The sequence below is a fragment of the Pseudomonas sp. St316 genome (genome assembly GCF_018325905.1).
Taxonomy (GTDB): domain Bacteria; phylum Pseudomonadota; class Gammaproteobacteria; order Pseudomonadales; family Pseudomonadaceae; genus Aquipseudomonas.
Genome location: NZ_AP021901.1, coordinates 2,977,032 through 2,998,811 on the forward strand (window position 1 = coordinate 2,977,032; position 21,780 = coordinate 2,998,811).

The 21,780-nt window shown below is 63.2% G+C and carries 24 protein-coding genes; 10 read left to right on the forward strand and 14 right to left on the reverse strand.

The features are described from left to right. Position 1 precedes the first annotated feature (1 nt). The 11 genes from KI237_RS13435 to KI237_RS13485 all read right to left on the reverse strand — a co-directional run bounded on the left by KI237_RS13435 (position 2) and on the right by KI237_RS13485 (position 9,291). Entirely contained in the window at positions 2–1,498 is a 1,497-nt protein-coding gene (locus tag KI237_RS13435) for a nitrite reductase (protein WP_212800220.1), read from the reverse strand. Further along, positions 1,495–2,337: a uroporphyrinogen-III C-methyltransferase gene (cobA, locus tag KI237_RS13440; protein ID WP_212800221.1), complete on the reverse strand. Its 843-nt coding sequence runs from the start codon at positions 2,335–2,337 to the stop codon at positions 1,495–1,497. The genes KI237_RS13435 and cobA overlap by 4 nt, the downstream gene beginning before the upstream one ends. A gap of 39 nt (positions 2,338–2,376) precedes the next feature. Beyond that, positions 2,377–3,555 carry a heme d1 biosynthesis radical SAM protein NirJ gene (nirJ, locus tag KI237_RS13445; RefSeq protein WP_212800222.1) on the reverse strand — a complete coding sequence of 393 codons (1,179 nt, stop codon included), beginning with the start codon at positions 3,553–3,555 and terminating at the stop codon, positions 2,377–2,379. Positions 3,556–3,647: 92 nt separating this feature from the next. After that, positions 3,648–4,214 carry a siroheme decarboxylase subunit beta gene (gene ahbB, locus KI237_RS13450; protein ID WP_212800223.1) on the reverse strand — a complete coding sequence of 189 codons (567 nt, stop codon included), beginning with the start codon at positions 4,212–4,214 and terminating at the stop codon, positions 3,648–3,650. Then, positions 4,189–4,632 (reverse strand): Lrp/AsnC family transcriptional regulator, encoded by a 444-nt coding sequence (locus tag KI237_RS13455; protein WP_212800224.1) that lies wholly within the window; start codon positions 4,630–4,632, stop codon positions 4,189–4,191. Before KI237_RS13455 ends, ahbB (KI237_RS13450) begins: the two co-directional genes overlap by 26 nt. Further along, positions 4,625–5,137, reverse strand: a complete 513-nt coding sequence (ahbB, locus tag KI237_RS13460) for a siroheme decarboxylase subunit beta (RefSeq protein WP_212800225.1) — start codon at positions 5,135–5,137, stop codon at positions 4,625–4,627. Before ahbB (KI237_RS13460) ends, KI237_RS13455 begins: the two co-directional genes overlap by 8 nt. Then, entirely contained in the window at positions 5,134–5,592 is a 459-nt protein-coding gene (locus KI237_RS13465) for an Lrp/AsnC family transcriptional regulator (protein WP_212800226.1), read from the reverse strand. Before KI237_RS13465 ends, ahbB (KI237_RS13460) begins: the two co-directional genes overlap by 4 nt. A gap of 2 nt (positions 5,593–5,594) precedes the next feature. Next, on the reverse strand, positions 5,595–6,773 hold the full coding sequence (locus KI237_RS13470; RefSeq protein ID WP_212800227.1) for a cytochrome D1 domain-containing protein: 1,179 nt from the start codon (positions 6,771–6,773) through the stop codon (positions 5,595–5,597). Beyond that, positions 6,770–7,099 (reverse strand): c-type cytochrome, encoded by a 330-nt coding sequence (locus tag KI237_RS13475; protein WP_212800228.1) that lies wholly within the window; start codon positions 7,097–7,099, stop codon positions 6,770–6,772. Before KI237_RS13475 ends, KI237_RS13470 begins: the two co-directional genes overlap by 4 nt. Positions 7,100–7,278: 179 nt before the next feature. Further along, positions 7,279–7,587, reverse strand: a complete 309-nt coding sequence (locus KI237_RS13480; RefSeq protein ID WP_063320835.1) for a c-type cytochrome — start codon at positions 7,585–7,587, stop codon at positions 7,279–7,281. 24 nt (positions 7,588–7,611) lie between these two features. Then, on the reverse strand, positions 7,612–9,291 hold the full coding sequence (locus KI237_RS13485) for a cytochrome D1 domain-containing protein (RefSeq protein WP_212800229.1): 1,680 nt from the start codon (positions 9,289–9,291) through the stop codon (positions 7,612–7,614). Positions 9,292–9,558: 267 nt separating this feature from the next. Between KI237_RS13485 and KI237_RS13490 the strand changes: the two genes are divergently transcribed. From KI237_RS13490 to KI237_RS13515, 6 genes are all read left to right on the forward strand, one after another. Further along, a complete protein-coding gene (locus KI237_RS13490) occupies positions 9,559–10,293 on the forward strand; it encodes a CbbQ/NirQ/NorQ/GpvN family protein (protein WP_502937114.1) in 735 nt (244 codons plus the stop codon). Then, positions 10,277–10,861, forward strand: a complete 585-nt coding sequence (locus KI237_RS13495) for a cytochrome c oxidase subunit 3 family protein (protein ID WP_212800231.1) — start codon at positions 10,277–10,279, stop codon at positions 10,859–10,861. Before KI237_RS13490 ends, KI237_RS13495 begins: the two co-directional genes overlap by 17 nt. A 12-nt stretch (positions 10,862–10,873) precedes the next feature. Then, positions 10,874–11,131 (forward strand): cytochrome C oxidase subunit IV family protein, encoded by a 258-nt coding sequence (locus tag KI237_RS13500; protein WP_212800232.1) that lies wholly within the window; start codon positions 10,874–10,876, stop codon positions 11,129–11,131. Between the two features lie 173 nt (positions 11,132–11,304). Further along, positions 11,305–11,745: a c-type cytochrome gene (locus tag KI237_RS13505; protein ID WP_030137671.1), complete on the forward strand. Its 441-nt coding sequence runs from the start codon at positions 11,305–11,307 to the stop codon at positions 11,743–11,745. A gap of 3 nt (positions 11,746–11,748) precedes the next feature. Beyond that, positions 11,749–13,176, forward strand: coding sequence for a cbb3-type cytochrome c oxidase subunit I (locus tag KI237_RS13510; RefSeq protein ID WP_212800233.1), 1,428 nt, complete (start codon positions 11,749–11,751; stop codon positions 13,174–13,176). Between the two features lie 178 nt (positions 13,177–13,354). Beyond that, positions 13,355–15,193, forward strand: coding sequence for a nitric oxide reductase activation protein NorD (locus KI237_RS13515; RefSeq protein ID WP_212800234.1), 1,839 nt, complete (start codon positions 13,355–13,357; stop codon positions 15,191–15,193). Positions 15,194–15,197: 4 nt separating this feature from the next. Here the strand turns inward: KI237_RS13515 and KI237_RS13520 are convergent, their stop codons facing one another. Beyond that, on the reverse strand, positions 15,198–15,398 hold the full coding sequence (locus tag KI237_RS13520; RefSeq protein WP_212800235.1) for a protein DnrP: 201 nt from the start codon (positions 15,396–15,398) through the stop codon (positions 15,198–15,200). Beyond that, positions 15,395–16,078, reverse strand: a complete 684-nt coding sequence (locus KI237_RS13525) for a Crp/Fnr family transcriptional regulator (RefSeq protein WP_212800236.1) — start codon at positions 16,076–16,078, stop codon at positions 15,395–15,397. Before KI237_RS13525 ends, KI237_RS13520 begins: the two co-directional genes overlap by 4 nt. A 554-nt stretch (positions 16,079–16,632) precedes the next feature. Between KI237_RS13525 and KI237_RS13530 the strand changes: the two genes are divergently transcribed. Both KI237_RS13530 and KI237_RS13535 read left to right on the forward strand, forming a co-directional pair. After that, the gene (locus tag KI237_RS13530) at positions 16,633–17,823 is read left to right on the forward strand and encodes an NnrS family protein (RefSeq protein WP_212800237.1); all 1,191 of its coding nucleotides are present in this window, start codon (positions 16,633–16,635) and stop codon (positions 17,821–17,823) included. 25 nt (positions 17,824–17,848) lie between these two features. Further along, positions 17,849–18,286, forward strand: coding sequence for a hypothetical protein (locus KI237_RS13535; RefSeq protein ID WP_212800238.1), 438 nt, complete (start codon positions 17,849–17,851; stop codon positions 18,284–18,286). Positions 18,287–18,440: 154 nt separating this feature from the next. Here the strand turns inward: KI237_RS13535 and ytfE are convergent, their stop codons facing one another. Next, a complete protein-coding gene (gene ytfE / locus KI237_RS13540) occupies positions 18,441–19,115 on the reverse strand; it encodes an iron-sulfur cluster repair protein YtfE (protein ID WP_212800239.1) in 675 nt (224 codons plus the stop codon). Positions 19,116–19,274: 159 nt separating this feature from the next. On the opposite strand from ytfE, the gene norR reads away from it, so the two are divergent. Beyond that, positions 19,275–20,807 carry a nitric oxide reductase transcriptional regulator NorR gene (norR, locus tag KI237_RS13545; RefSeq protein WP_212800240.1) on the forward strand — a complete coding sequence of 511 codons (1,533 nt, stop codon included), beginning with the start codon at positions 19,275–19,277 and terminating at the stop codon, positions 20,805–20,807. A gap of 278 nt (positions 20,808–21,085) precedes the next feature. Beyond that, positions 21,086–21,733, forward strand: coding sequence for a pyridoxamine 5'-phosphate oxidase (pdxH, locus tag KI237_RS13550; protein ID WP_212800241.1), 648 nt, complete (start codon positions 21,086–21,088; stop codon positions 21,731–21,733). The last annotated feature ends 47 nt before the right edge of the window (positions 21,734–21,780 follow it).

Sequence of the window (21,780 nt, forward strand, 5' to 3'; positions counted from 1 at the left end):
TTCAGTGTGACGTCCCCTCGGCGAATTCGATCTTGTTGCCGACGTTGTACTTGCCCGAAGGCTTGTTCATGGGCAGGCGCTTGATTTCCTTGAGGGTGTTGCTGTCGTAGACGATCAGCGCGCCATCGGTATCCCAGATGCTCAGCAGCAGGTAGCGGCCGTCGCGAGTGAACTCGACGTGGGCGGCGGTTTTGCCGGGCATGGGCCGCAGGGTGTGGGCGATTTCCAGGGTCTGTTTGTCGATCAGGTGGATGGCATCGTTGTCCGGGCCGAAGAACACGTCGGTCCAGGCGTAGCGGGAGTTGGCGTGGCTGCGCAGGAAGAAGCCCGGCCCCAGCGTGGGGATCTGCTTGATGACTTTCCAGGTGTCGAAGTCGATCACCGAAATCAGCCCCTTGCTGATATTGGGCGTGGCGAACACCCAGTGCCCATTACGTTTCCAATAGGTCCCCGAGCCCAGGTGCGGCATACCCGGCAGGGCGATGTCGGTGACGATCCGCCCCGTGTCGAGGTCGATCACCTGGCCGCCCTGGGCCTTGCGCGAGGTGGCGAGCAATTGCCGGTAATCGGGCGAGAAGGAAAAGTCATCAAGGTAATCCTCGGCCTCGATCCGCCGGGGTACAAAGTCCGGATTCGGGCCGGTGGACAGCTCCCAGAGCTCTTTCACATCTTTCAAGGCCACGATGAAGCTGTTGCGCGGCGGCGCGGTATAGACCGCACTGACCCGCGACGCCTGGCCGTCCAGCCCCACGGTTGCAACGGTCTTGACCCATGACAGGTCGCGGGCATCAAGCACCACCAGGTTGCCGGGCAGGGTGTTGCCCACCAGCACCCAGCGCCCGTCCTTGCTGACCGCCAGGTTGCGGGTATTGAGCCCGGCCCGTACTTCGGCGATGAGCGTGAGGTTGTGCAGGTCATACAGGCTGATCCAGCCGTCCCGGGAGGCGAAATAGACGAAGCGTCCATCCGGCGAAAACTTCGGTCCGCCATGCACCGCGAAGTGTGAGGCGAAGCGCGCCAGGACTTCGAAGCGATCTCCGTCGACGATGTCGATGTGATGATCGCCAGCCTCCACCACCACGAACAGGTTCAGCGGGTCGGCGTGGTGCTGGGGTTTATCGGGCAGGCTGGCGACATCCGCCAGCAGGCGATGGCTGCGGCGCGTGTCGTCCTCGCTCCAGGTCGGTTCGACCGCGGGCGGACGCTGGAGATAGTGGGTCAGGCCATCGATCTGCGCAGGCTCCAATACCGCACCGAACGCCGCCATCTGGCTGGCCGGGCGACCATTTTCGATCACCTGGCGGATCTCGTCGGGCTTGATCCGACTCAGGCTTTGGGGCAACAGCGCCGGCCCGGGGCCACCGATGCGATTCACCCCGTGGCATTGCTGGCAGTGTTGCTGGTAGTTCTGTTCGGCCAAGGCCAGGTCCGGTTCAGGCGCCGTGGCGCCGTGGACGGCACCGATCCACAGCAAGGGGGCAAGCCAGCCGATTCTCATGAGGCCGCCCTCGCGACACTTGGCTGGAGTGGTAGTGCCGGGTGCAGGCGAGCCGGATGCTCCAATACCTGATGGGCAAACAAGCCAACCACCTTGCCGATCACCGTCAAGGTCGGCAGGCCCTCGGCGCATGCCAACGCCATCTGCGGCAGTTGCTGGAGGGTGCCGCGCAGGACCTGCTGGTCGGGGCGCGTGCCGTTGCTGATCAGCGCCGCTGGCGTATCAGCCGCCAGGCCCGCCGCGATCAGCCGTGCGGCGATGGTGCCGAGGTTCGACAGACCCATGTAGAACACCAGGGTCTGGCTGTCATCGGCCAGGCTTTGCCAGGGCAGGTTCAGATCACCTTCGCGTTGCAGGTGACCGGTGATGAACCGGCAGGAATTGACCAGGTCGCGATGGGTCAGGGGAATGCCGGCATAGGTGCTGCAACCGGCCGCGGCGGTGATGCCGGGCACGACTTGGCAATCGATACCTCGGGCCAGCAGATACTCCAGCTCCTCGGCGCCGCGACCGAAAATGAACGGATCGCCGCCCTTGAGTCGCACCACCCGCTGGCCCTGTTCGGCCAGGTCGGCCAGCAGTTCGTTGATCTGCGGCTGGGGCAGGCTGTGGCAACCGGCGGCCTTGCCGACGTAGTGCCGGGCGCAGGTCAGCGGGATCAGGCTGAGCAATTGCGCGCTGATCAAACGGTCGTAGACCACCGCGTCGGCCTGCATCAACAGGCTCCAGGCGCGCAATGTCAGCAGGCCCGGGTCACCGGGGCCGGCGCCGACCAGGGCGACTTCACCCGGTCTGAAGGGTGATTGCAGGGCAGCGGGCAAAACGATAGAGGAGGGCATGGAAATTCCTTGGTTCGGTATCAGGTTCGCCGTCGGTTATCAGGCGCAGGGCATCGCAACACTAGGGATCGCGTGCAAGCCGATTTCTTCGTCGCTGAGGTGGCAGCCGGGGTCCTGGCCCCACAGGTCGCCGTCGGCCCAGGCCCGGGTGCGGGTATTGCCGTTGCAGATCGCCAGCCAGCGGCATTGCCCGCAGCGACCGCCCACGGCCCGTGGGTGTTCGCGCAGCTTGAGCAGCAGGGCATCGGGGCGATCGAGCCAGAGTGTCTTGAATGGCGTCTGGCGGACATTGCCCACCGAGTGCTGCCACCAGTAGGTGTCGGGATGGACCTCGCCGGTATTGTCGATGTTGGCGATGCCGCTACCCGACGCGTTGCCGCCCCAGGCCCGCAGCATCTGCTCCAGTGCGGCGTAGTGTTGAGGCAGGCGGCGGGAGACCCATTGCAGCAACAGGATCGCGTCGGCGTCGTTGTTGCCGCTGACGAAGTCACTGTCGCGACCCTGTTCGATGTCGCGCCAGGCCCGCTCGAAGATCAAGGTCATGGCCTCGCGGCTCATCTGCTGATGGGCATCAAGCTTGCGACTGCGCTTGCCCCGCCCGCTGTAGTTGAGGTGCGACAGGTAGAATTTCTGTACGTCGTACTCATTCATCAAGTCCAGCAGGCGCGGCAACTGGGCATGGTTTTGTTGGGTGAGGGTGGTGCGCAATCCGACCCGGATGCCTTGCTCGCGGCAAAGCCGGATGGCCGCCATGGAGCTGGCGAAACTGCCCTTGAGCTGGCGGAATTCATCGTGGATGGCTTCCAGGCCGTCGATGCTGATGCCGACGTAGTCGAAGTGTGATTCGCTGATTTGCTGGATATTGCTCGCGTCGATCAGCGTGCCGTTGGTGGACAGGGCGAGGAAAAAGCCCTTGCCGCGTGCATAGGCGCTGAGCTGGAACAGGTCGTCGCGTAGCAAGGGTTCGCCACCGGACAGGATCAGCACGCGCACGCCGGCATCGTGCAGGTCGTCGATGACCTGGAGCGCCGCCGGGGTGTCCAGTTCATCGCGAAACACGCTGTCGGCCGACGTTGCATAGCAGTGTTTGCAGGTCAGGTTGCAGCGCCTGAGCAGGTTCCAGATCACCACGGGCGGGCGGTGGCTGCCCGGTGGCGCGACGCGTGGGGCGGGGCAATGCCCGGCCAGGGCTCGCAGGTAGTGACTGATCCTCAACATAAGACGCTCCTTGAGTCGGCGTGTGGCTTGAGCGCGGCTTATCTCCCCTTGGTGGGAGCAAGGCTTGCCCGCGATGAAGCCGATGCGGTCTTTCAGAAACCGGCGCCTGTTTCGCGAGCAAGCTTTACTCCCACAGGCGACAGGCGCAGGCCGGTTTTTTTCAGGATGCGGCTGCTCACCAGCATGTCGTCGGCGGCGCAGGCGTCCCCCAGCAGGTAGCGCAGGTGTTCGCGGTAGCTGTCGATTTCTTCGCGGCTGCGGCCATGGACCATGGCGAACAAGTTGTAGCGCCAGCCGGGCCGGCGCGGGCGCCGGTAGCAGTGGCTGACGAAGGGCTGCGCCCCCAGCAGGGCACCCAGGCGTGAGATGTCGACGTCGGCCACGTCCCAGACCGTCATGCCGTTGTGGCGATAGCCCAGGCGATAGTGATTGGGCACGGCAGCGATGCGGCGGATCGCGCCTTCGGCCTGCAAGCGCTTGAGCAGGTCGAGGGTGGATTCCACGCTCAAGCCCAGTTGCTCAGCCAGCCAGGCCCAAGGGTCTTCAAGCAAGGGCAGGCCGGCCTGGGTCAACTCCACCAGCCGCAGCGCCAAGGGCGTTTCATCCAGTCGTGGTGGCGCTTGCGACAAAGACTCAGACGGGGAAATACAGGCCGACATGGTAGGTCTCCTCTTTGGGCAGGTTCAGCGGCACCAGGCCGGTCAGGTGTTCGATGCGCAGCAGGGTGTCGTTGATCGCCTGTTCGCTGGGGCAGGCCAGCACGAACCACATGTTCCAGGTGTGCTCGCGGCGGTAGTTGTGGGCGACCTCGGGCATGTCCATGAGCAGTTCGGCGATGGCCTCGAAGCGCGGCTCGGGCACCGCCAGCGCCGCCAGGGTGAAGGCACCGCCCAGGCGATCGATGTCGAACATCGGGCCGAAGCGGGTGAGTACGCCGTCGTTGAGCAGCTCATGCACGCGATCGAGCAATTCGCTACTGCTGCTGTCCAGCTCTTGGGCCAGGGCCTGCCAAGGGTGGCGCACCAGCGGCAGGCCCAGTTGCAGGCGGTTGATCAGGCGCCGGTCCAGGTCATCCATCGATACGGGCTCCGGCCGGCGCGGCGTAACGTGCGCCGCATTGCTTGAACAGGTGCGTGCTGAACAGCAACTGGTGGGGCAGGTCGTCTAGCCGATGTTCTTCCAGCAGCGCCTGGACCTGGGCTTCGACACGGTCACGCTGGCGACCGTGGATCATGCAGAACAGGTTGTATTGCCACTGGGGCAGGCGCCGAGGACGTTGGTAGCAAAGGTTGATGCCCGGGGCTTTTCCGAGGCGGCGTCCGACCTCATCGACCAAGGCGTCCGGCACATCCAGCACCAGCATGGCGTTGGCGGCAAACCCCAAGGCGCGATGGTTGACCACCAGGCCGACACGACGGAACAGCCCCTGTTCATGCCAATGTTGCACCTGCTCGAGCACCTGTTGCTCGCTGGCCTCGATCTGCTCGGCCAGGGCCTGGAAGGGACGCGATGTCAGGGGCAGGCCGGTTTCCAGCAAACGGCGCAGCGCCAGTGACTGTTGTTCGCTCAGGGTGTTTTTCATGAGGTGGCCTCCAGGGCGAAGCCCAGGTCGATGCGGTAGGCGGTCAGCATGGGCAGGTCCAGTGGCGTGAGACCGGTGTCGTTCTCCAGTTCCTGGAGAATGTTTTCCAGGTGGGCGCGGTTGGGGCCGGTCAGCACGAACCAGAGGTTGTAGCGATGTTCCCGGGCATAGTTGTGATTGACTTCCGGGTATTGGCTGATGCGTGCGGCCACCTGGTGCAAGCGGTCTTCGGGCACGGCCAGGGCGGCCAGGGTGCTGGCCCCGGCCCGGGTGTGTTCGAACACCGGGCCGACCCGCGATAAGGTCCCGGCCACTTGCAGGTGCTGCAGGCAGTCGATGACCTGGGCCTCGCTGCAACCCAAGGTCTCGGCCATGGCCCGATAGGGCTCGGCGCACAACGGCAGGCCATGCTGGAACTGATCGATCAGGCGCCGGGCCAGTGAGCTGGAGGTCATGGTCAGTACCCCGGCTTGTGCGCGCGGCTGCTGAAGAAAATCCCGCTGGGGCTCAGGGCCGGCAGGCTGCCCAGGCGCTCGAGCCGATACGGGTTCCAAACCTGTACCTCGCCACCGTCCCGGGCGGACAACCACAACTGGTCACCCCGTGCGGTGAATTCCATGTGCAGCACCGCCGGGCCTGGCCGCAGGTCGGCGACGATGGCGTGGGTCTGGGTGTCGATGACCTGGACGCGGTCGTTGTCCGGGTAGGCGAAGTTGACCCACAGCTGCCGGCCGTCCGGGCGCGCCGTGACGAACACCGGTTGGCCGGCCACGGCAATGGCGTCGGTCTGCTGCCAATCCTGGGCGTTCATCACCAACACCTGGTGATGCCCGACGGCAGGCACGAAGGCTTGCTGGTCGGCCAGGGCCCAGCCTTCCAGATGCGGCATCTTGTACACCGGGAGCCGATCCTGGCCGCGGCCGTAATGGCCCAGTACCCGTTTCACCCCGCGCTCCGGGTGCCAGAGATCGAGTTGGGCCATGCCGTCTTCACCGAACAGCCCGGCCATGTAATAACGCCCGTCCGGGGTGATCAGTGCGTCGTAGGGTTGTTGGCCGATGGCGGTGAAACGCTCGATGCGCGGGGTTAGGCCCAGGCTGAAGTCGGCGGTCCAGATTTCGCCGGTGTCGAACAGGCTGAACACAAAGCGCTGTCCCGGGGCGTCCACCAGCCCCACCACGCGCGAACGTTTCTTGCCGTCAGGCAAGGGTGTGGCTGGAATGTCAGCGACCTGTTCCAGGGTCCGGGCATCGAACACCTTGACCCCGCCGGGCTCGTAGTTGGAGACGGCGATCAGCTTGCCGTCCTGGCTGATTGCGCCGCCGATGCTGTTGCCGCCCTGGATGATCCGGCGGTCGATGCGTGCGCTCAGCAGGTCGACTTTGCTCAGGCCCCCATCGCGGCCGAACACGTAGGCGTAGCGCTGGTCGCGGGAGAACACCACCGAGGCGTGGGACAAGTCGCCCAGGCCTTCGACGCGGCCCAGGGCGGTGCGGGTGTCGCTTTCAATGATTTGCAGGCTGCCGCTGGCACGCTCCACCACCACGCCCAAATCGCCGGTGCCGCGCAACGGTGTCTGGGCGCAACCGCAGAGCAGCAGGGCGATGGCGGTGGAGGAGAGGAAAAAACGGATCATGAGGCGGGTTTTCCTTGAAGGAGCCGGTCCACCAGCCAGCGAATGTCGTCGGGCGCGAGCAGCGGTGCCCAACCGGGCATGGCGCTGCCGGGCCGTCCGAGGGTGACGGTGGCGATGAGGCTGTCGCGGGATTTTCCAGCCAGGGCCTCGAGGGTCAGGGGTGGGCCGAGGCCGCCGGTCATGTACAGGCCGTGGCAGGCGCCACAATCCTGGTCCAGCAGGTGTTGCAGTTGGGCCTGGCGCTGGCTGTCGGGAGCGGCCAGCACGCAGGAGGAGAAAACAAAGAGGAGGGTGGTGATCAAGGTTGCAGAGCTGTGTCGTTCCATGACGTCCTCCTGATCAAGCAATAAAGTCGGGCGCGGCCCCTGTGGTGAGGGGATTTATGTGGGAGCAAAGCTTGCTCGCGAAACAGGCGCCTTGATCTCTCAAAGACCGTACCGTCCCCATCGCGGGCAAGCCTTGCTCCCACATAATTCCCGTCGCCACGCAGGTGTGCTCTTTAGTGTTATTTAAGGGTCAAGACCCACGCAGCCAGGATCTTGGCTTCCTCTTCCGTCACAGGGTTGGCCGGCATCGGCATCGGTCCCCAGTTGCCTTGCGTCCCTTCCTTGATGTGCTTGGCGAGTAAATCCTGTGCTCCGGCGACGCCGGCGTTTTTCGCCGCGACGTCCTTGAGCGCCGGGCCAACCACTTTGGTATCAATGGAATGGCAGGCCGCGCAGGGCTTGCTCTTGAACAGTGTCGGGCCGTCTTGTGCCAACGCCGGCAGGCTGTAGGCGGCGGTCAGGGCCAAGGCAATCAGAATAGGCTTCATGGTTTTTCCTCTTATTGATGGGGCTCAATAGATGTCGTGTTGGGTGTTGTAGACGTTGAATTTTCCGGTTGGGGTGATCAGGCGCTTGTCCTTGATCACGTTCTTGACCTTGAGGGTCTTGTCATCGATGACCACCAGCGCCGACTCGTCTTCCTGGCCACTCCAGACCGAGAACCAGACCTCGTCGCCGGCCTTGTTGTATTCCGGCTGCACCACACGCAGTGCGCCTTTCTTGATGCCGGCGTACTCGGCAATCGGCAGCACGGTGTAGCCGGCGTCGAGCTTGTCAATGTTGAACACCGCCACCGACTGACTGAGCTTGGCGTCAGGGCTGAGGGTGGTGTCGACATACAGGTGGCGAGACGCGGGGTGGGTCTTGATGAACAGCGAGCCGCCGCCCTGGCCCTGGAGCGTAGCCACCTGCTTCCAGGCGTATTGCGGGTGTTTGACCGGGTCGGTGCCGATCAGCGAAACCCCGGCATCGCCCAAGTGGCTGGTGGCCCAGACCGGTCCGTAGAGTGGGTGGTTGAAATTGGCGCCGCGTCCCGGGTGCGGGGTCTTGCCCACATCCACCAGGGCGGTGAGCTTGCGTTCCTTGGAGTCGATCACCGCGACCTTGTTGGAGTTGTTGGCGGCCGTCATGAAGTAGCGATGGCTGCTGTCCCAACCGCCGTCATGCAGGAACGGCGCGGCGTCGATGCTGGTGATGGTGAGGTTCTTGATGTCCTGGTAGTTGACCAGCATCACTTTGCCGGTTTCCTTGACGTTGACGATGAACTCCGGCCATTCGTGGGAGGCGATGATGGCCGCGACCCGAGGTTCCGGGTGGTATTGCTGGGTGTCGACGGTCATGCCGCGGGTCGAGACGATCTGCTTGGGCTCCAGGGTCTCGCCGTCCATGATGGTGAACTGCGGCGGCCAGTAGGAACCGGCAATGGTGTACTTGTCTTCGTAGCCCTTGAACTTGGACGTTTCCACCGAACGGGCTTCGATACCCACCTTGATTTCCGCGACCTTGGTCGGTTCTTTCGGCCATAGGTCGATCATGTCGATCTTGGCGTCCCGGCCAATCACCAACAGGTAGCGACCCGACGCCGAGATGCGCGAGATGTGCACCGCATAACCGGTGTCGATCAACTTGACGATCTTCTTGCTGTCGCCGTCGACCAGGGCGATTTTGCCGTCATCGCGCAGGGTCACCGAGAACAGGTTCTGCAGGTTGAGGGAATTGAGCTGCTTGGTCGGCCGGTCCTCAGGCTTGACCAGCACTTTCCAGGTCTTGAGGGTTTCGGCCATGCCCCATTCCGGTGGGGTCGGCGGGGTGTGCTGGATGAACTTGGCCATCGTCGTGATCTGGTCTTTGGTCAGGGCATTGGAGGTGCCCCAGTTCGGCATGCCGGCGGCCGAGCCGTAGGTGATCAGCGCCTCCAGGTAGGCCTGGCCGCGCGATTGGGTGATGTCGGGTGTCAGCGGCTTGCCGGTGGCGCCTTTGCGAAGGACCCCGTGGCAACCGGCGCAGCGCTGGAAGTAGATTTCCTTGGCCGAGTCGAAGTCGGCCTGGCTCAGGTCGGGCGCGCCTTCGGTCTTGACTATGCGCGGTTGCTCCGGCGCAGTGGGTTGGTCGGCGAAGGTGTAGGGAGCGGCCAGCGCTGTACACAGCGCCGTGACCCGCAGGGCCCACGATTTTTTGTGGCTGATCAGCATTCCATTTCTCCTCAGGCGTGACCCGCGCTGCGCTGTAATTGACGTTCGGCGCGCAGGTTCTTGGTGCGATGCAAGGCTATGCCCAGGCCGGTGGTTAGCCGCTTGACCGCGATCAAGTTTGCCGGCCGCAGCCCTTGCCAGGTTGTCGCAGGGCACCGTAGCGTGGCCTGCAATCGTGTTGTCTGATCAGGCCCTGCCATGAACGCTATCCACACTTTGCAGCACCCCGACGAACCCTTTTATCAACCCCAGGACAACGAGCAGGCGATGTTCGAACAGGCCTGGCATCACGGCATGCCGGTGCTGATCAAAGGCCCTACCGGCTGCGGCAAGACCCGTTTCGTCCAGCACATGGCCCACCGCCTGAAACTGCCGCTGTACACCGTGGCCTGCCACGATGACTTGAGCGCGGCCGATTTGGTGGGCCGTCACTTGATCGGTGCCCAGGGCACTTGGTGGCAGGACGGCCCCTTGACCCGGGCCGTGCGCGAGGGCGGTATCTGTTATCTGGATGAGGTGGTCGAAGCGCGTCAGGACACGGCCGTGGTGTTGCACCCGCTGGCCGATGATCGTCGCCAGTTGTACCTGGAGCGCACCGGCGAAGTACTGCAGGCGCCGCCGTCCTTCATGCTGGTGGTGTCGTACAACCCCGGTTACCAGAACCTGCTCAAGGGCATGAAACCCAGCACTCGCCAGCGTTTCGTGGCGATGCGTTTCGGTTATCCGGCGGTGGCCGATGAAGAGCGCATCGTTGCCCGTGAAGCGGGTGTGGATATGGCCTTGGCGGCCCAGGTGGTGCGATTGGGGCAGGCGCTGCGCCGGCTGGATCAGCATGACCTGGAGGAAGTCGCCTCGACGCGCTTGCTGATTTTCGCCGCGCGCATGATCGGCTCCGGCATGGACCCGCGCCAAGCCTGCCTGGCGTGCCTGGCCGAGCCATTGAGTGACGACCCGCAGACTGTTGCCGCGCTGATGGATGTGGTCGATGTCCACTTCGGCTGAACCCGCGACGGTGTCCCGGCGGTTGCCCGGGGATTTGGCGATGTGGTTTTTCATTCTCGCCGAGCTGTCGGTGTTCGCATTGTTGATCCTGACGTTCACCGTCGCTCAGGCGTTGTACCCGCAGACTTTCAGCGAAGGCCGGCAGCTGCTGGACCGCTCCACGGGCCTGGCGATGACCCTCAGCCTGCTGACCGCTGGCCTGTTCGCGGCCCTGGCCCAGGAGCAAGTCAGGCAGGACCGGCCGCGTCGAGGCGCGCTGTTGTTGTGTGTGGCGTTGTTGCTCGCTTGCGGCTACGTGGGGATCAAGCTCACGGAGTATGCCCATCTGTTGGCGAACGGCCTGGGGATGGAGCACGACACGTTCTTCACCTTGTACTGGATCCTCACCGCGTTTCATTTCCTCCATGTGCTGCTGGGCATGGTGATCCTCGCCTGGCTGGCCGAGGGTTGTCGGCGACGTCGTCATGGGGCGCAGCGCAGCAGTGGGCTGGAATCCGGCGTGCTGTATTGGCACATGGTCGATCTGGTCTGGGTGCTGCTGTTCCCGGTTGTCTACATCCTTGATTGAGCGGAGGTGCTCATGTCGGCTTCCCGTGTCTTGATCGCCTGCTGGATGACGCTGGCCGTGTTGAGCACCGGCACCGTCGCCCTGGGCCAGGTCGCGGCTACCGGGCTGGTGTCCATCGCCATCCTGGTGCTGGCGGTGACCAAGGCCTGGCTGATCGCCGACGGCTTCATGGAACTGCGCCACGCGCCGCGGTTGTGGCGACGGTTGGTGTTGAGTTGGGCGGCGCTGCTGGCGGTTGTGATCGGGATCGTCATCTCATCCACGCTCTGACCCCTGCAAGCACAAACCTGTGGTGAGGGGATAAATCCCCTCGCCACAGCAAGCTCTCTCGCCACCCGAGCGCGAACAACCCACCAAAACCATCGGAGATTCTTGATCGCCATCAAGCGGTTTCCGACCCCGCGCTTCCTAGAATGAACACGCCAAGCAATGAGGAAGTGACCATGTCAGATACCTTCACCAAAGGCATGGCCAGGAATATTTATTTCGGGGGAAGCATCTTCTTCTTCCTGATATTCCTGGCCCTGACCTACCACACGGAACAGACCTTTCCAGAACGCAGCAACCAGGCGCAATTGACGGAATCGGTGATACGCGGCAAGGGCGTCTGGGAGCGCAACAACTGCATCGGCTGCCATACCCTGCTGGGCGAGGGCGCGTACTTTGCGCCGGAGCTGGGCAACGTGGTCAACCGTCGCGGTGGCGAGGAAGCCTTCAAGCCGTTCCTGCAGGCCTGGATGAAAATGCAGCCGCTGAACGTTCCGGGGCGTCGGGCCATGCCGCAGTTCAACCTGAGCGAGCAAGAAGTCGACGACATCGCCGAGTTCCTTAAATGGAGCTCGAAAATCAATACCAATGGCTGGCCGCCAAACAAGGAGGGCTGAGAGATGAGCATGGCTAATCCGCATCTGAAATTCGCCTCGCAGGCCGTCGCCAAACCCTACTTCGTGTTTGCCCTGATGCTGTTCCTGGGGCAGGTATTGTTCGGTTTGATCATGGGCCTGCAATACGTGGTCGGCGACTTCCTGTTCCCGCTGATCCCTTTCAACGTGGCCCGCATGGTCCACACCAACCTGCTGATCGTCTGGCTGCTGTTCGGCTTCATGGGCGCGGCGTACTACCTGATACCGGAGGAGGCCGATCGCGAACTGCACAGCCCGAAACTGGCGCTGGTGCTGTTCTGGGTATTCGCCGCCGCAGGCGTGGCGACGATCCTGGGCTACCTCTCGGTGCCTTACGCGACGCTGGCGAAGTTCACCGGCAACGACTTGCTGCCCACCATGGGACGCGAGTTCCTGGAGCAGCCGACCATCACCAAGATGGGCATCGTGGTGGTGTGCCTGGGGTTCCTCTACAACATCGGCATGACCCTGCTCAAAGGTCGCAAGACCACGGTCAGCATGGTGATGATGACCGGGCTGATCGGCCTGGCGGTGTTCTTCCTGTTCTCCTTCTACAACCCGGAAAACCTCGCTCGCGACAAGTTCTACTGGTGGTGGGTGGTGCATCTTTGGGTGGAAGGCGTCTGGGAACTGATCATGGGGGCGATGCTTGCCTTCGTCCTGATCAAGATCACCGGCGTGGACCGCGAAGTGGTCGAAAAATGGCTGTACGTGATTATCGCCATGGCGTTGATCACCGGGATCATCGGCACCGGTCACCACTTCTTCTGGATCGGTGCGCCCGAGGTCTGGTTGTGGGTGGGTTCGATCTTCTCGGCGATGGAACCGCTACCGTTCCTGGCGATGGTGGTGTTCGCCTTCAGCATGGTGAAAAACCGCCGGCGGCAACACCCGAACCGCGCCGCCACGTTGTGGGCCAAGGGCACCACGGTCACCGCGTTCTTCGGCGCCGGCGTCTGGGGTTTCCTGCACACCCTGGCACCGGTCAACTACTACACCCACGGTTCGCAACTGACCGCGGCCCACGGTCACCTGGCCTTCTACGGTGCCTACGCAATGATCGTGATGACCCTGATCAGCTACGCCATGCCACGCTTGCGCGGCTTGGGTGAAGCAGCAGACGAACGTTCGCAGCGCCTGGAGATCTGGGGCTTCTGGTTGATGACCCTGTCGATGGTGATGATCACCTTGTTCCTCACCGCGGCCGGTGTGGTCCAGGTGTGGTTGCAGCGCTGGATGACCGATGGCAGTGCCTTGCCGTTCATGGCCACGGTGGACCATTTGAAGCCGCTGTTCTGGGCAAGACTGGTCAGCGGTGTCGGGTTCCTGGCCGGGTTGCTCTGCTACCTGTTCAGCTTCCGTCAACGTGGCCGTGCGGCACTGCGTGCGCCGGCGGCGGTGGTGCCTTCGTGAATCACCACAACTACTGAGCCGGACTCATTTGTGATGAGAGGGCCTATGTGGGAGCAAGGCTTGCCCGCGATGGGGGCGATGCGGTCTTTCAGAGATCAAGGCGCCTGTTTCGCGAGCAAGCTTTGCTCCCACATGAATCCCCTCGCCACAATGGGTTCGGCTCAAGAGGAGAATAACCATGGCATTCACCCTTGAGCTGGAAGAATGGGTCGGCAGTGTCTGGCACCGGTTTATCACTCGCCGCGCCAGTGTGGATTTTCCCGAAGCGCGGGTGGAGCTGATCCCCCGGCAACGCTCGTTGCAGGTGCTGTTTCGCGCCACCGGCGGTGCGCCTCACCTGGGAGTGGAAGCGGTCAGCGACCGCGACCTGTTGCTGCGTCGCAACCTGTTGCAGCAGATCGCTGGCACCTGCAAGCAAGTGCCTCTGGCCTGTTGCGATGGCGACAATCTACGGTTGCCGGCGAGCCTGGCGGCGTTTCCCGATGTCGGGCTCAACGAAGAGTTGTATCGCTGGCTTGCGTTGCTGGCCGCGCAGTCCGGGCCGATGAAACACTGGGGGCGGGACAATCAGCGCTGGACCCTGGCGGTGTTGAAACGCTACCCGGCGCTGCGTCCTCGCTACCGGCGACTGGTGGACGCGCACCTGTCCCTGCGCCCCGATCCGGCCACGCTCAACCTGGCCGAAGCGGCCCTGGAACGGGCGTTGTGCCAAGCCTTGCGCGAACCGGGCAGTGTCGAACATTTTCCACGCAGCGAGCGGGCGGCCTGGCCGTTGCCGCTGTGGCTGTACCCACCCCAACACCTGGCCAATCCCCAGGCCGCCAACCTCGAGGAGTCCGAGCAATACCTGGCGACGCCACCCGGTGAACAGCAGGGCGGGCGCAAGCGCGCCGAGCGAATCGACGACACCACCCGTGACGGTGGGTTGCTGATCGTGCGCCTGGAAAACCTGTTCAGCTGGACCGAACACGTGGACCTGGATCGCTGGGCGGATGACAGCGAAGACCCGGACGCTGCCCGCGTCGCCGAGGACCTGGACCAATTGACTCTATCGCGCACCCGCGTGCGCAAGGGCGGTGGTTTGAAACTGCACCTGGACCTGCCCCCGGCGGATGTGGATGACATCCCGTTGGGCGCAGGCATCCTCTTGCCGGAATGGGATTACCGCAAACAGCGCCTACAGGACGACTTCGTCAGCCTGCAAACCTTCACCCCTCGCGATTGCCAGCCCCAGCCGTTGCCCGCACGTCTGCGAAGCTCGGCCCAGCGCTTGCGTCGCCAGTTCGAACACTTGCGTAACGATCGCCAGTGGTTGCGCCAGCAAACCCAAGGCTCGGAGCTGGACCTGCAAGCCTGGCTGGACTTTCATGTCGAGCGCCAGCACGGGCAATGCAGCGAGCGCGGGTTGTTCATGGACCAGCGCCAGACTCGCCGCGACCTGGCGTGTTTGCTGCTGGCCGATCTGTCGATGTCCACCGACGCGCACCTCAATGATGAGCACCGGGTGATCGATGTGATTCGCGACAGCCTGTTGCTGTTCGGCGAAACCCTGTCGGTGCTGGGAGACGACTTTGCCTTGTACGGGTTCTCTTCCCTGCGTCGTCAGCAGGTGCGCATGCATGAACTCAAGGCCTTCAACCAGCGCTATGACGACCACACCCGGGGGCGAATCCAGGGGCTCAAGCCCGGTTACTACACGCGCATGGGCGCCGCCATTCGCCAGGCCACGCAGCGCCTGGAAGGGTGCAAGCGACGGCGCAAGTTGTTGTTGCTGCTCAGCGATGGCAAGCCCAATGACCTGGATCTCTATGAGGGCCGCTACGGTGTGGAAGACACCCGCCAGGCGGTGCTGGAAGCGCGGCGCCAGGGGTTGACGCCGTTTTGCATCACCATTGATCGGGAGGCGGGGGATTACCTGCCGTACATGTTCGGGGCCAACGGCTACACCTTGATTCGCCAGCCCGAGCAACTGCCGCTGCGTTTACCGCAGTTGTACCGGCAATTGACTCAGGATTGAGGGCTCAGGCGATGCTGCGGGGCAGCCAGAAGAACATGACGATGCAGAAGATCGTCAAGCCGACGCAAAACCAGGTGAAGCGCCGCAGCCGGCGTTCGCCGGCCATCGCCGCTTCGGCCGGCAGGGGCATGCCGCACTGGTGGCACTCGGTTTCATCGGCAGGGTTGGCCTCCTGGCAATACAGGCAGGTGGGCTGCGCGCTCATTCGAATTGCTCCAGGCGCAGGCGATCGAGAATGGCGATCTGGCGACCGTCCTGAGTGATGATTTTTTCATCGATCAGGCGCCGGATGATCCGCGAGAAGGTTTCCGGCTGGATCGACAAGTGCCCGGCGATCAACTGCTTGGCCATCGGCAATTCGAACTGGCAATCCACCGCTTGCAGGCGCACCAGCTGCGTCAGCAGGTAGCGCACCACGCGGTGAGTGGCGTTCTTCAGCGACAGGGTTTCAATCTCGTTGACCCGTTGGTGCAGGCGCACGCAGAGCTTGCCGAGCAGGGCGAAGGTCAGCCGGCTGTTGCTTTGCAGCAGCCGCATGTAGGTGGCGTTGGACAGTCGGTACACCTGGGTCGGGCCAACGGCTTCGGCGGACGCCACGTAGTTGGGTGTGTCCATCAGCATCATGGCTTCGGCGAAGGTCTGGCGCTCGCCGATCACCTCGAAGACCTTTTCCTGGCCATCCGGGGTCAGCCGGTAGATTTTCACGGCCCCGGAAATCACGAAGTAAAACGCCTGCGCCGGCTCTCCCTGACGGAACAGTGGGTCGCCCTTATCGATGTTCAGGAGTTGGCTGTTGCTCATCAATTCGTTGAGCTCTTCTTCGTTCAAGGGCTCGAACAGGTGATGGCTGCGCAGAATCTGGTGATGGACGCGGTGGAGCACCATGGCATGGAATCCTTGTAAGGGCGAAAGAGGTGATCGGGGTCAGACCAGGGTCAGGGACAGGCCGCTGGCAAGCGCCACGACGCAGGAGAGCAAGACGAACCAGGTAAGCGGCAGAACTACGGATTTCATGGATGACCCCGACAAGAAAGGTGATGCAGTGCCTGAGCAAGAGACGGGCCATGCTTGCGGGCATTGATTCGTCGGGCTTTAGGATCGATGAGGGTATAAATGACCCTGGCGAGATAGGGTAAAAACAACCACGAAAGGGTATTTAGTACCCTTATCAGCTACAGTCGTTGTGGGAGCCGAGCTTCTGTGGGAGCCGAGCTTGCTCGCGATGAAAGCGCCGCGGTCCACGCAGGACGGCGTTATCGTTCATCGCGAACAAGCTCGGCTCCCACAACGGCAAGCCCCTTGCAAGTACCTGTTCGAGACGGGAGGTTGCCGATGCGCTGGCTTGATCTGAGACAAGGCCGGCCGGCGTCGATAGCCGATCATTCGAACCCTGGTTTGTCGTACCTCGCTGGCGGTTCAGCGAGGCAAAGGAGTGGTGTATGCAAGTGCTTGACCGTCGCAAGGCCATGGCCATTTCGCCGTTGTGGCGCCTGGCGTTCCGGCCGTTTTTTTTGGCCGGGTGTGTATTGGCGCTGTTGGTCGTTCCCCTTTGGCTCGCGGCGTTCACTGGACGCTTGTCGGCCTGGCAGCCGGCTGGCGGCTGGTTGGCCTGGCACCGGCATGAACTGTTGTTCGGTTTCGGCCTGGCGATCATCGCCGGGTTCCTGCTGACGGCGGTGCAAACCTGGACGGGAATCCCCGGCCTCAGCGGCAAGCGCCTGGCCACCCTGGCGTTATTGTGGCTGGGCGCGCGGCTGGCCTGGCTGGTCGATGCGCCCTGGCCGTTACTGACGCTGCTGGAGCTGGGTTTTGCCCTGGCGGTCGCGGCGTTGATGGGCGTGATGTTGTGGCGTGTGCGGCAGAAGCGCAATTACCCGATTGTGCTGGTATTGCTGCTGTTGGCCGCCGCCGATGGGTTATCCGTATACGGTCTGGTGCAGCACAACGAGGGCTTGCAGCGCCAGAGCGTGCTCACCGGCCTGTGGCTGGTGGCGGCGATGATGGGGTTGATCGGCGGGCGCGTGATTCCATTCTTTACCCAGCGCGGCCTCGGTCGGGTGGAGGGCGTTGCCCCTTGGCCGTGGCTCGATCGCCTGTTGCTGGCAGGGTCGGCGTTAGTGGCGTTGTTGTATGCCTTCGGTCCGGCGCTGGTGACCAGCGTCTGGGTCGGCCTGTTGTTCGCCGCGTTGGCGGTGGGCCACGGGATTCGACTGGTGCGTTGGCATGATCGGGAGTTGTGGCGGGTGCCGCTGCTGTGGTCGTTGCACCTGGCCTACGCCTGGCTGGCGGTTGCCTGCCTGGGCATGGCGCTGTGGCACTTCGGCGTGCCGGTGAACCCGAGCCTGGCGGTGCACGGCCTGACCATCGGCGCCATGGCCGGGTTGATCCTGGCGATGATTGCCCGTGTCAGCCTGGGCCATACCGGGCGCGCCCTCGAGCCGCCGACGGGCATGACCCTGGCATTCATCCTGCTGAACCTGGCGTGCCTGAGCCGCGTGCTGTTGGTGCTGCTGTTGCCGTTGGCCGGGCTGTGGCTGGCGGCGCTGTGCTGGACGTTGGGGTTCGGTCTATACGCCTGGCGTTATGGCCCGATGCTGTTGCGCGCCCGGGTGGACGGGCATCCGGGATGAGCCGGTTGGGCAGAGGGGATCGATAATGTATGGGATCTTGCTGGTCACGCACCTGCTGGCGGCCATCGCTTTCATTGGCACGCTGTTTTTCGAGGTCTTCATCTGGCATAGCGCCCGCCGGCCCTTGGCCCAAGGCGTCAAGGACGCTGCCGACCAAGCCATCGCCCAGCGTTCGCGGCATGTGTTGCACGGCGTCGTGCTGGTGCTGTACGGCGCCGGCATGGCCCTGGCCTGGCAGCATCGCGGCGCATTGAGCCAGCCATTTAACAACAGCTTCGGCCTGCTGCTGAGCCTGAAGATCCTGCTGGCATTGAGCATCATCGGTCACTATTTGTGGTTGGCGTATTGGCTCAAGAGCGGCCGGCTGACCCCGCGCCGAGCCTGTTGGCTGCGGCGCAGCATCCTGGGGCATATGGTGCTGATCGTGGTGTTGGCCAAGGCGATGTTCTATTGGCAGTTTTGAGCAGCGGATGAGGGCGGCAAATGAGAGCTGAAGATGCCTGTGGGAGCAAAGCTTGCTCGCGATAGCGGTGAATCAGTCAACATTGATATTGACTGACACTACGCCATCGCGAGCAAGCTTTGCTCCCACAGGAGTAATGGGCAATGTTTGAGGCTCAGCGTACTGGTTTCATCGCATTGACGAACAACACGTTGTTTTCCAGGTGGATGTGCTGCATCAGGTCGTCGCGAAATTCCACCAGCCCGCGATACAGGGCGCGCCAGGTGTTGCAGGCGTCGGAGGGCGGGGTGATCTGGTCGGTCAGGGTGAGCATGGTTTCCAGGGCTTCACCGTGCTGGTCGTGTTCGTAGCGCAAGACCTGGATCGGCGCCGAGGCCCGTTCGCCCAGGCCCTGTTGCAGCATCGGGAACAGCACCTGTTCTTCCTTGAGCATGTGGCCTTCGAGTTCCTGATACATGTCCTGCAAGTGATCGGCCAGGCCGTTGGGGCAACTGGCTCGTGCGCCATGGACCAGCTCGACGCGCCGGGCCAGGCGGATCAGTTCCGGCAGTTGTTCGCGATGACGCGCGTGGTAGCGCTCCAGGATGTGGGCAATCAAGGTTGCCTGGGGTTCGTCGCGCCAGTCATGGCCCAGCTCTCCGGCCGCTTGCAGGGTGCGCAGGGCATCGGCGATCAGCAGTGGGTTCAGGCCCTTGCCGAGCGCGGCTTCGCGCAAGGATTTTCGCCCGCCACAACAGAAGTCGAGGTTGTAATGATGGAAGGTACGGGTAGCACCGGGAATGTCGCAGGCCAGTTGGCCGAGGCTTTGTTCCAGCAGATCGAGGCTCATCGTGTTTCCTTGGGTTGAATCCCGGCAGGGACAGATGAGTGGACTTTGCAGCCGGTGTGCCAGATTTAACTGACTGAAAATAAAGCATTAAATTTTTTGAAGGGTGATTGTCACCCTGATTGTGAAGGGTCAAACGAACCCTGGAGGGTCATCATTACCATGCTGCGTGAAAGCCTGGCCGCCGACCTGATCGTCGAGTTGCCCAATGCGGTGCGATTGCAGCGCCTGGTGCAGACCCTGCGCGAATACTTCAACAGTGGCGCCGTGGGTTTGTTGCGCCTGGACGATGACAGCCTCAGGCCCGTGGCCACCGTAGGGCTGGTCCACGAGGCGTTGGGCCGGCGCTTCGTGATTGCCCAGCACCCGCGCCTGGCGGCGATCATGGCGTCGCGCGAACCCACCTGGTTCGAGCCGGACAGCCGTTTGCCGGACCCTTATGACGGCTTGCTCGACAACCACGTCGGCGAGCCGCTGCCGGTGCATGACTGCATGGGCGTAAGCCTGTACGTGGAGGGCCGGCTCTGGGGCGCGATTACCCTGGATGCGTTGCACGCCGGTACCTTTGACAGCCGCGCCCGGGAGGAACTCAAGCGCTGTACGTTACAGATCGAGGCAGCGGTGCGAGTCACTCGGCTGGAACAGGAAAACCGTAGCTTGCGGGCGTCGCGCAGCGACCAGACCGACCTGCGGTTACCAGCGGAGGAGGGCGAGATCCTCGGGCGCAGCGAAGGTTTACAGCAATTGCTCAATGAGTTGGATGTGCTGGCCGACTCCGAACTGCCGGTGCTGTTGCTGGGGGAAACCGGTGTCGGCAAGGAGTTGTTCGCCCGGCGCTTGCATCGCTTGTCCCGGCGCGGCCACAAGCCGCTGGTTCAGGTCAACTGTGCGGCGTTGCCGGAGTCCCTGGCCGAAAGCGAGTTGTTCGGCCATGTCAAAGGTGCATTTTCCGGCGCGACCACCGACCGTGCCGGGCGTTTCGATGCGGCCAATGGCGGCACGTTGTTTCTCGATGAGGTCGGTGAATTGCCGCTGAGCGTGCAGGCCAAGTTGTTGCGCACTTTGCAGAATGGTGAGATCCAGCGCTTGGGGGCGGATAAGCCGCTGCACGTCGATGTACGGATCATCGCTGCCACCAACCGGCATTTGCCCGACAGTATCCGCGACGGGCTGTTTCGCGCCGACCTGTACCACCGGCTTTCGGTCTACCCGGTGCCGATCCCGCCGCTGCGCGAGCGCGGCCACGATGTGTTGATGCTGGCCGGGCACTTTCTCGAACTGAATCGTACGCGCCTGGGCCTGCGCGGCTTGCGCCTGTCACCGGCCGCCGAACAGGCGTTGTTGGCGTACAGCTGGCCCGGCAATGTCCGGGAGCTGGAGCATGTGATCAGTCGCGCCGCGTTGAAGCAACTGAGCCATGGCGCCAGTCGCAGCTTGATCATGACTTTGGAGCCGCAGGTGCTGGACCTCGATGTCAATGCCAGCGCAGGCGTGATGCAAGCGATACCGGAGCAGGCCCTGCAAGCGTTGGATGCGCCCGTGCAACCCTTGAGCGAGGCTGTCGATGGTTGCCAGCGACAGGCGATCCTCAGGGCCTTGGAACGCTGTGGGCAAAACTGGGCGGGCGCGGCGCGGCTGTTGGAGGTTGATCCCAGCAACCTGCATAAACTGGCGCGGCGGTTGGGGCTCAAGTAGCTGTTTACCTGTTAACCCGAGTTGCATTCATCGCGAGCAAGCTCGCTCCCACAGGGGGGGTGAACACCGCCGATCCTCTGTGGGAGACCGAGTTGCCTTCATCGCGAGCAGGCTCGCTCCCACAGGGGTGGTGTGAACACCGCAGATCAATTGTGGGAGCGAGCTTGCTCGCGAAGGCAGCCTCCCATTCACCACAAGAGGTGCCATTGACAACGATCAAGGCCAGCTAACGCAGTCGACTCCACACTGGCTCAAACCCACAGTGGAGATCACCCCAGATGCCCCTTTCCCTGGCCAACATGCGCCGTCAGTACACCCTCGATGGGCTGGGTGAAGCCCAGGCACCCGCCGACCCCATGGCATTGTTCGCGCTCTGGATGCAGCAGGCCCGCGACACCGAAAGCCCTCCGGTGGAAGCCAACAGCATGGCCCTGGCGACCGTGGACGAGCAGGGCCGGCCTCACTGTCGGGTGTTGTTGCTCAAGGGCTTCGACGCCCAAGGCTTTTCTTTTTTTGGCAACTACGACAGCGGCAAGGGGCAGGACCTGGCGGCCAATCCCTGGGCGGCCATGACGTTTTTCTGGCCAGGACTGGAACGCCAAGTGCGCATCGAAGGGCCGGTCGCCAAGCTCGCCCCGGCGTTGTCGGATGCCTATTTTGAGTCCCGTTCCGTGGCCAGTCGCCTGGGGGCCTGGGCGTCGCCACAAAGCCGAGCACTGGCAGATCGTGCCGCGCTGGACACCTTGCTCGCGCAGACTGAACAACGCTTCGCCGAGCAACCGGTGCCGCGTCCCGCACATTGGGGTGGCTATTGCCTGCGACCGGAACGATTGGAGTTCTGGCAGGGCCGTGCCGACCGTTTGCATGATCGCCTCGACTACCGCCTGCAAGATGGCGCCTGGCAGCGCAGCCGCCTGGCACCCTGAAGGGATGCCTTTGTAGGAGCTGCCGAAGGCTGCGATCTTTTGATCTT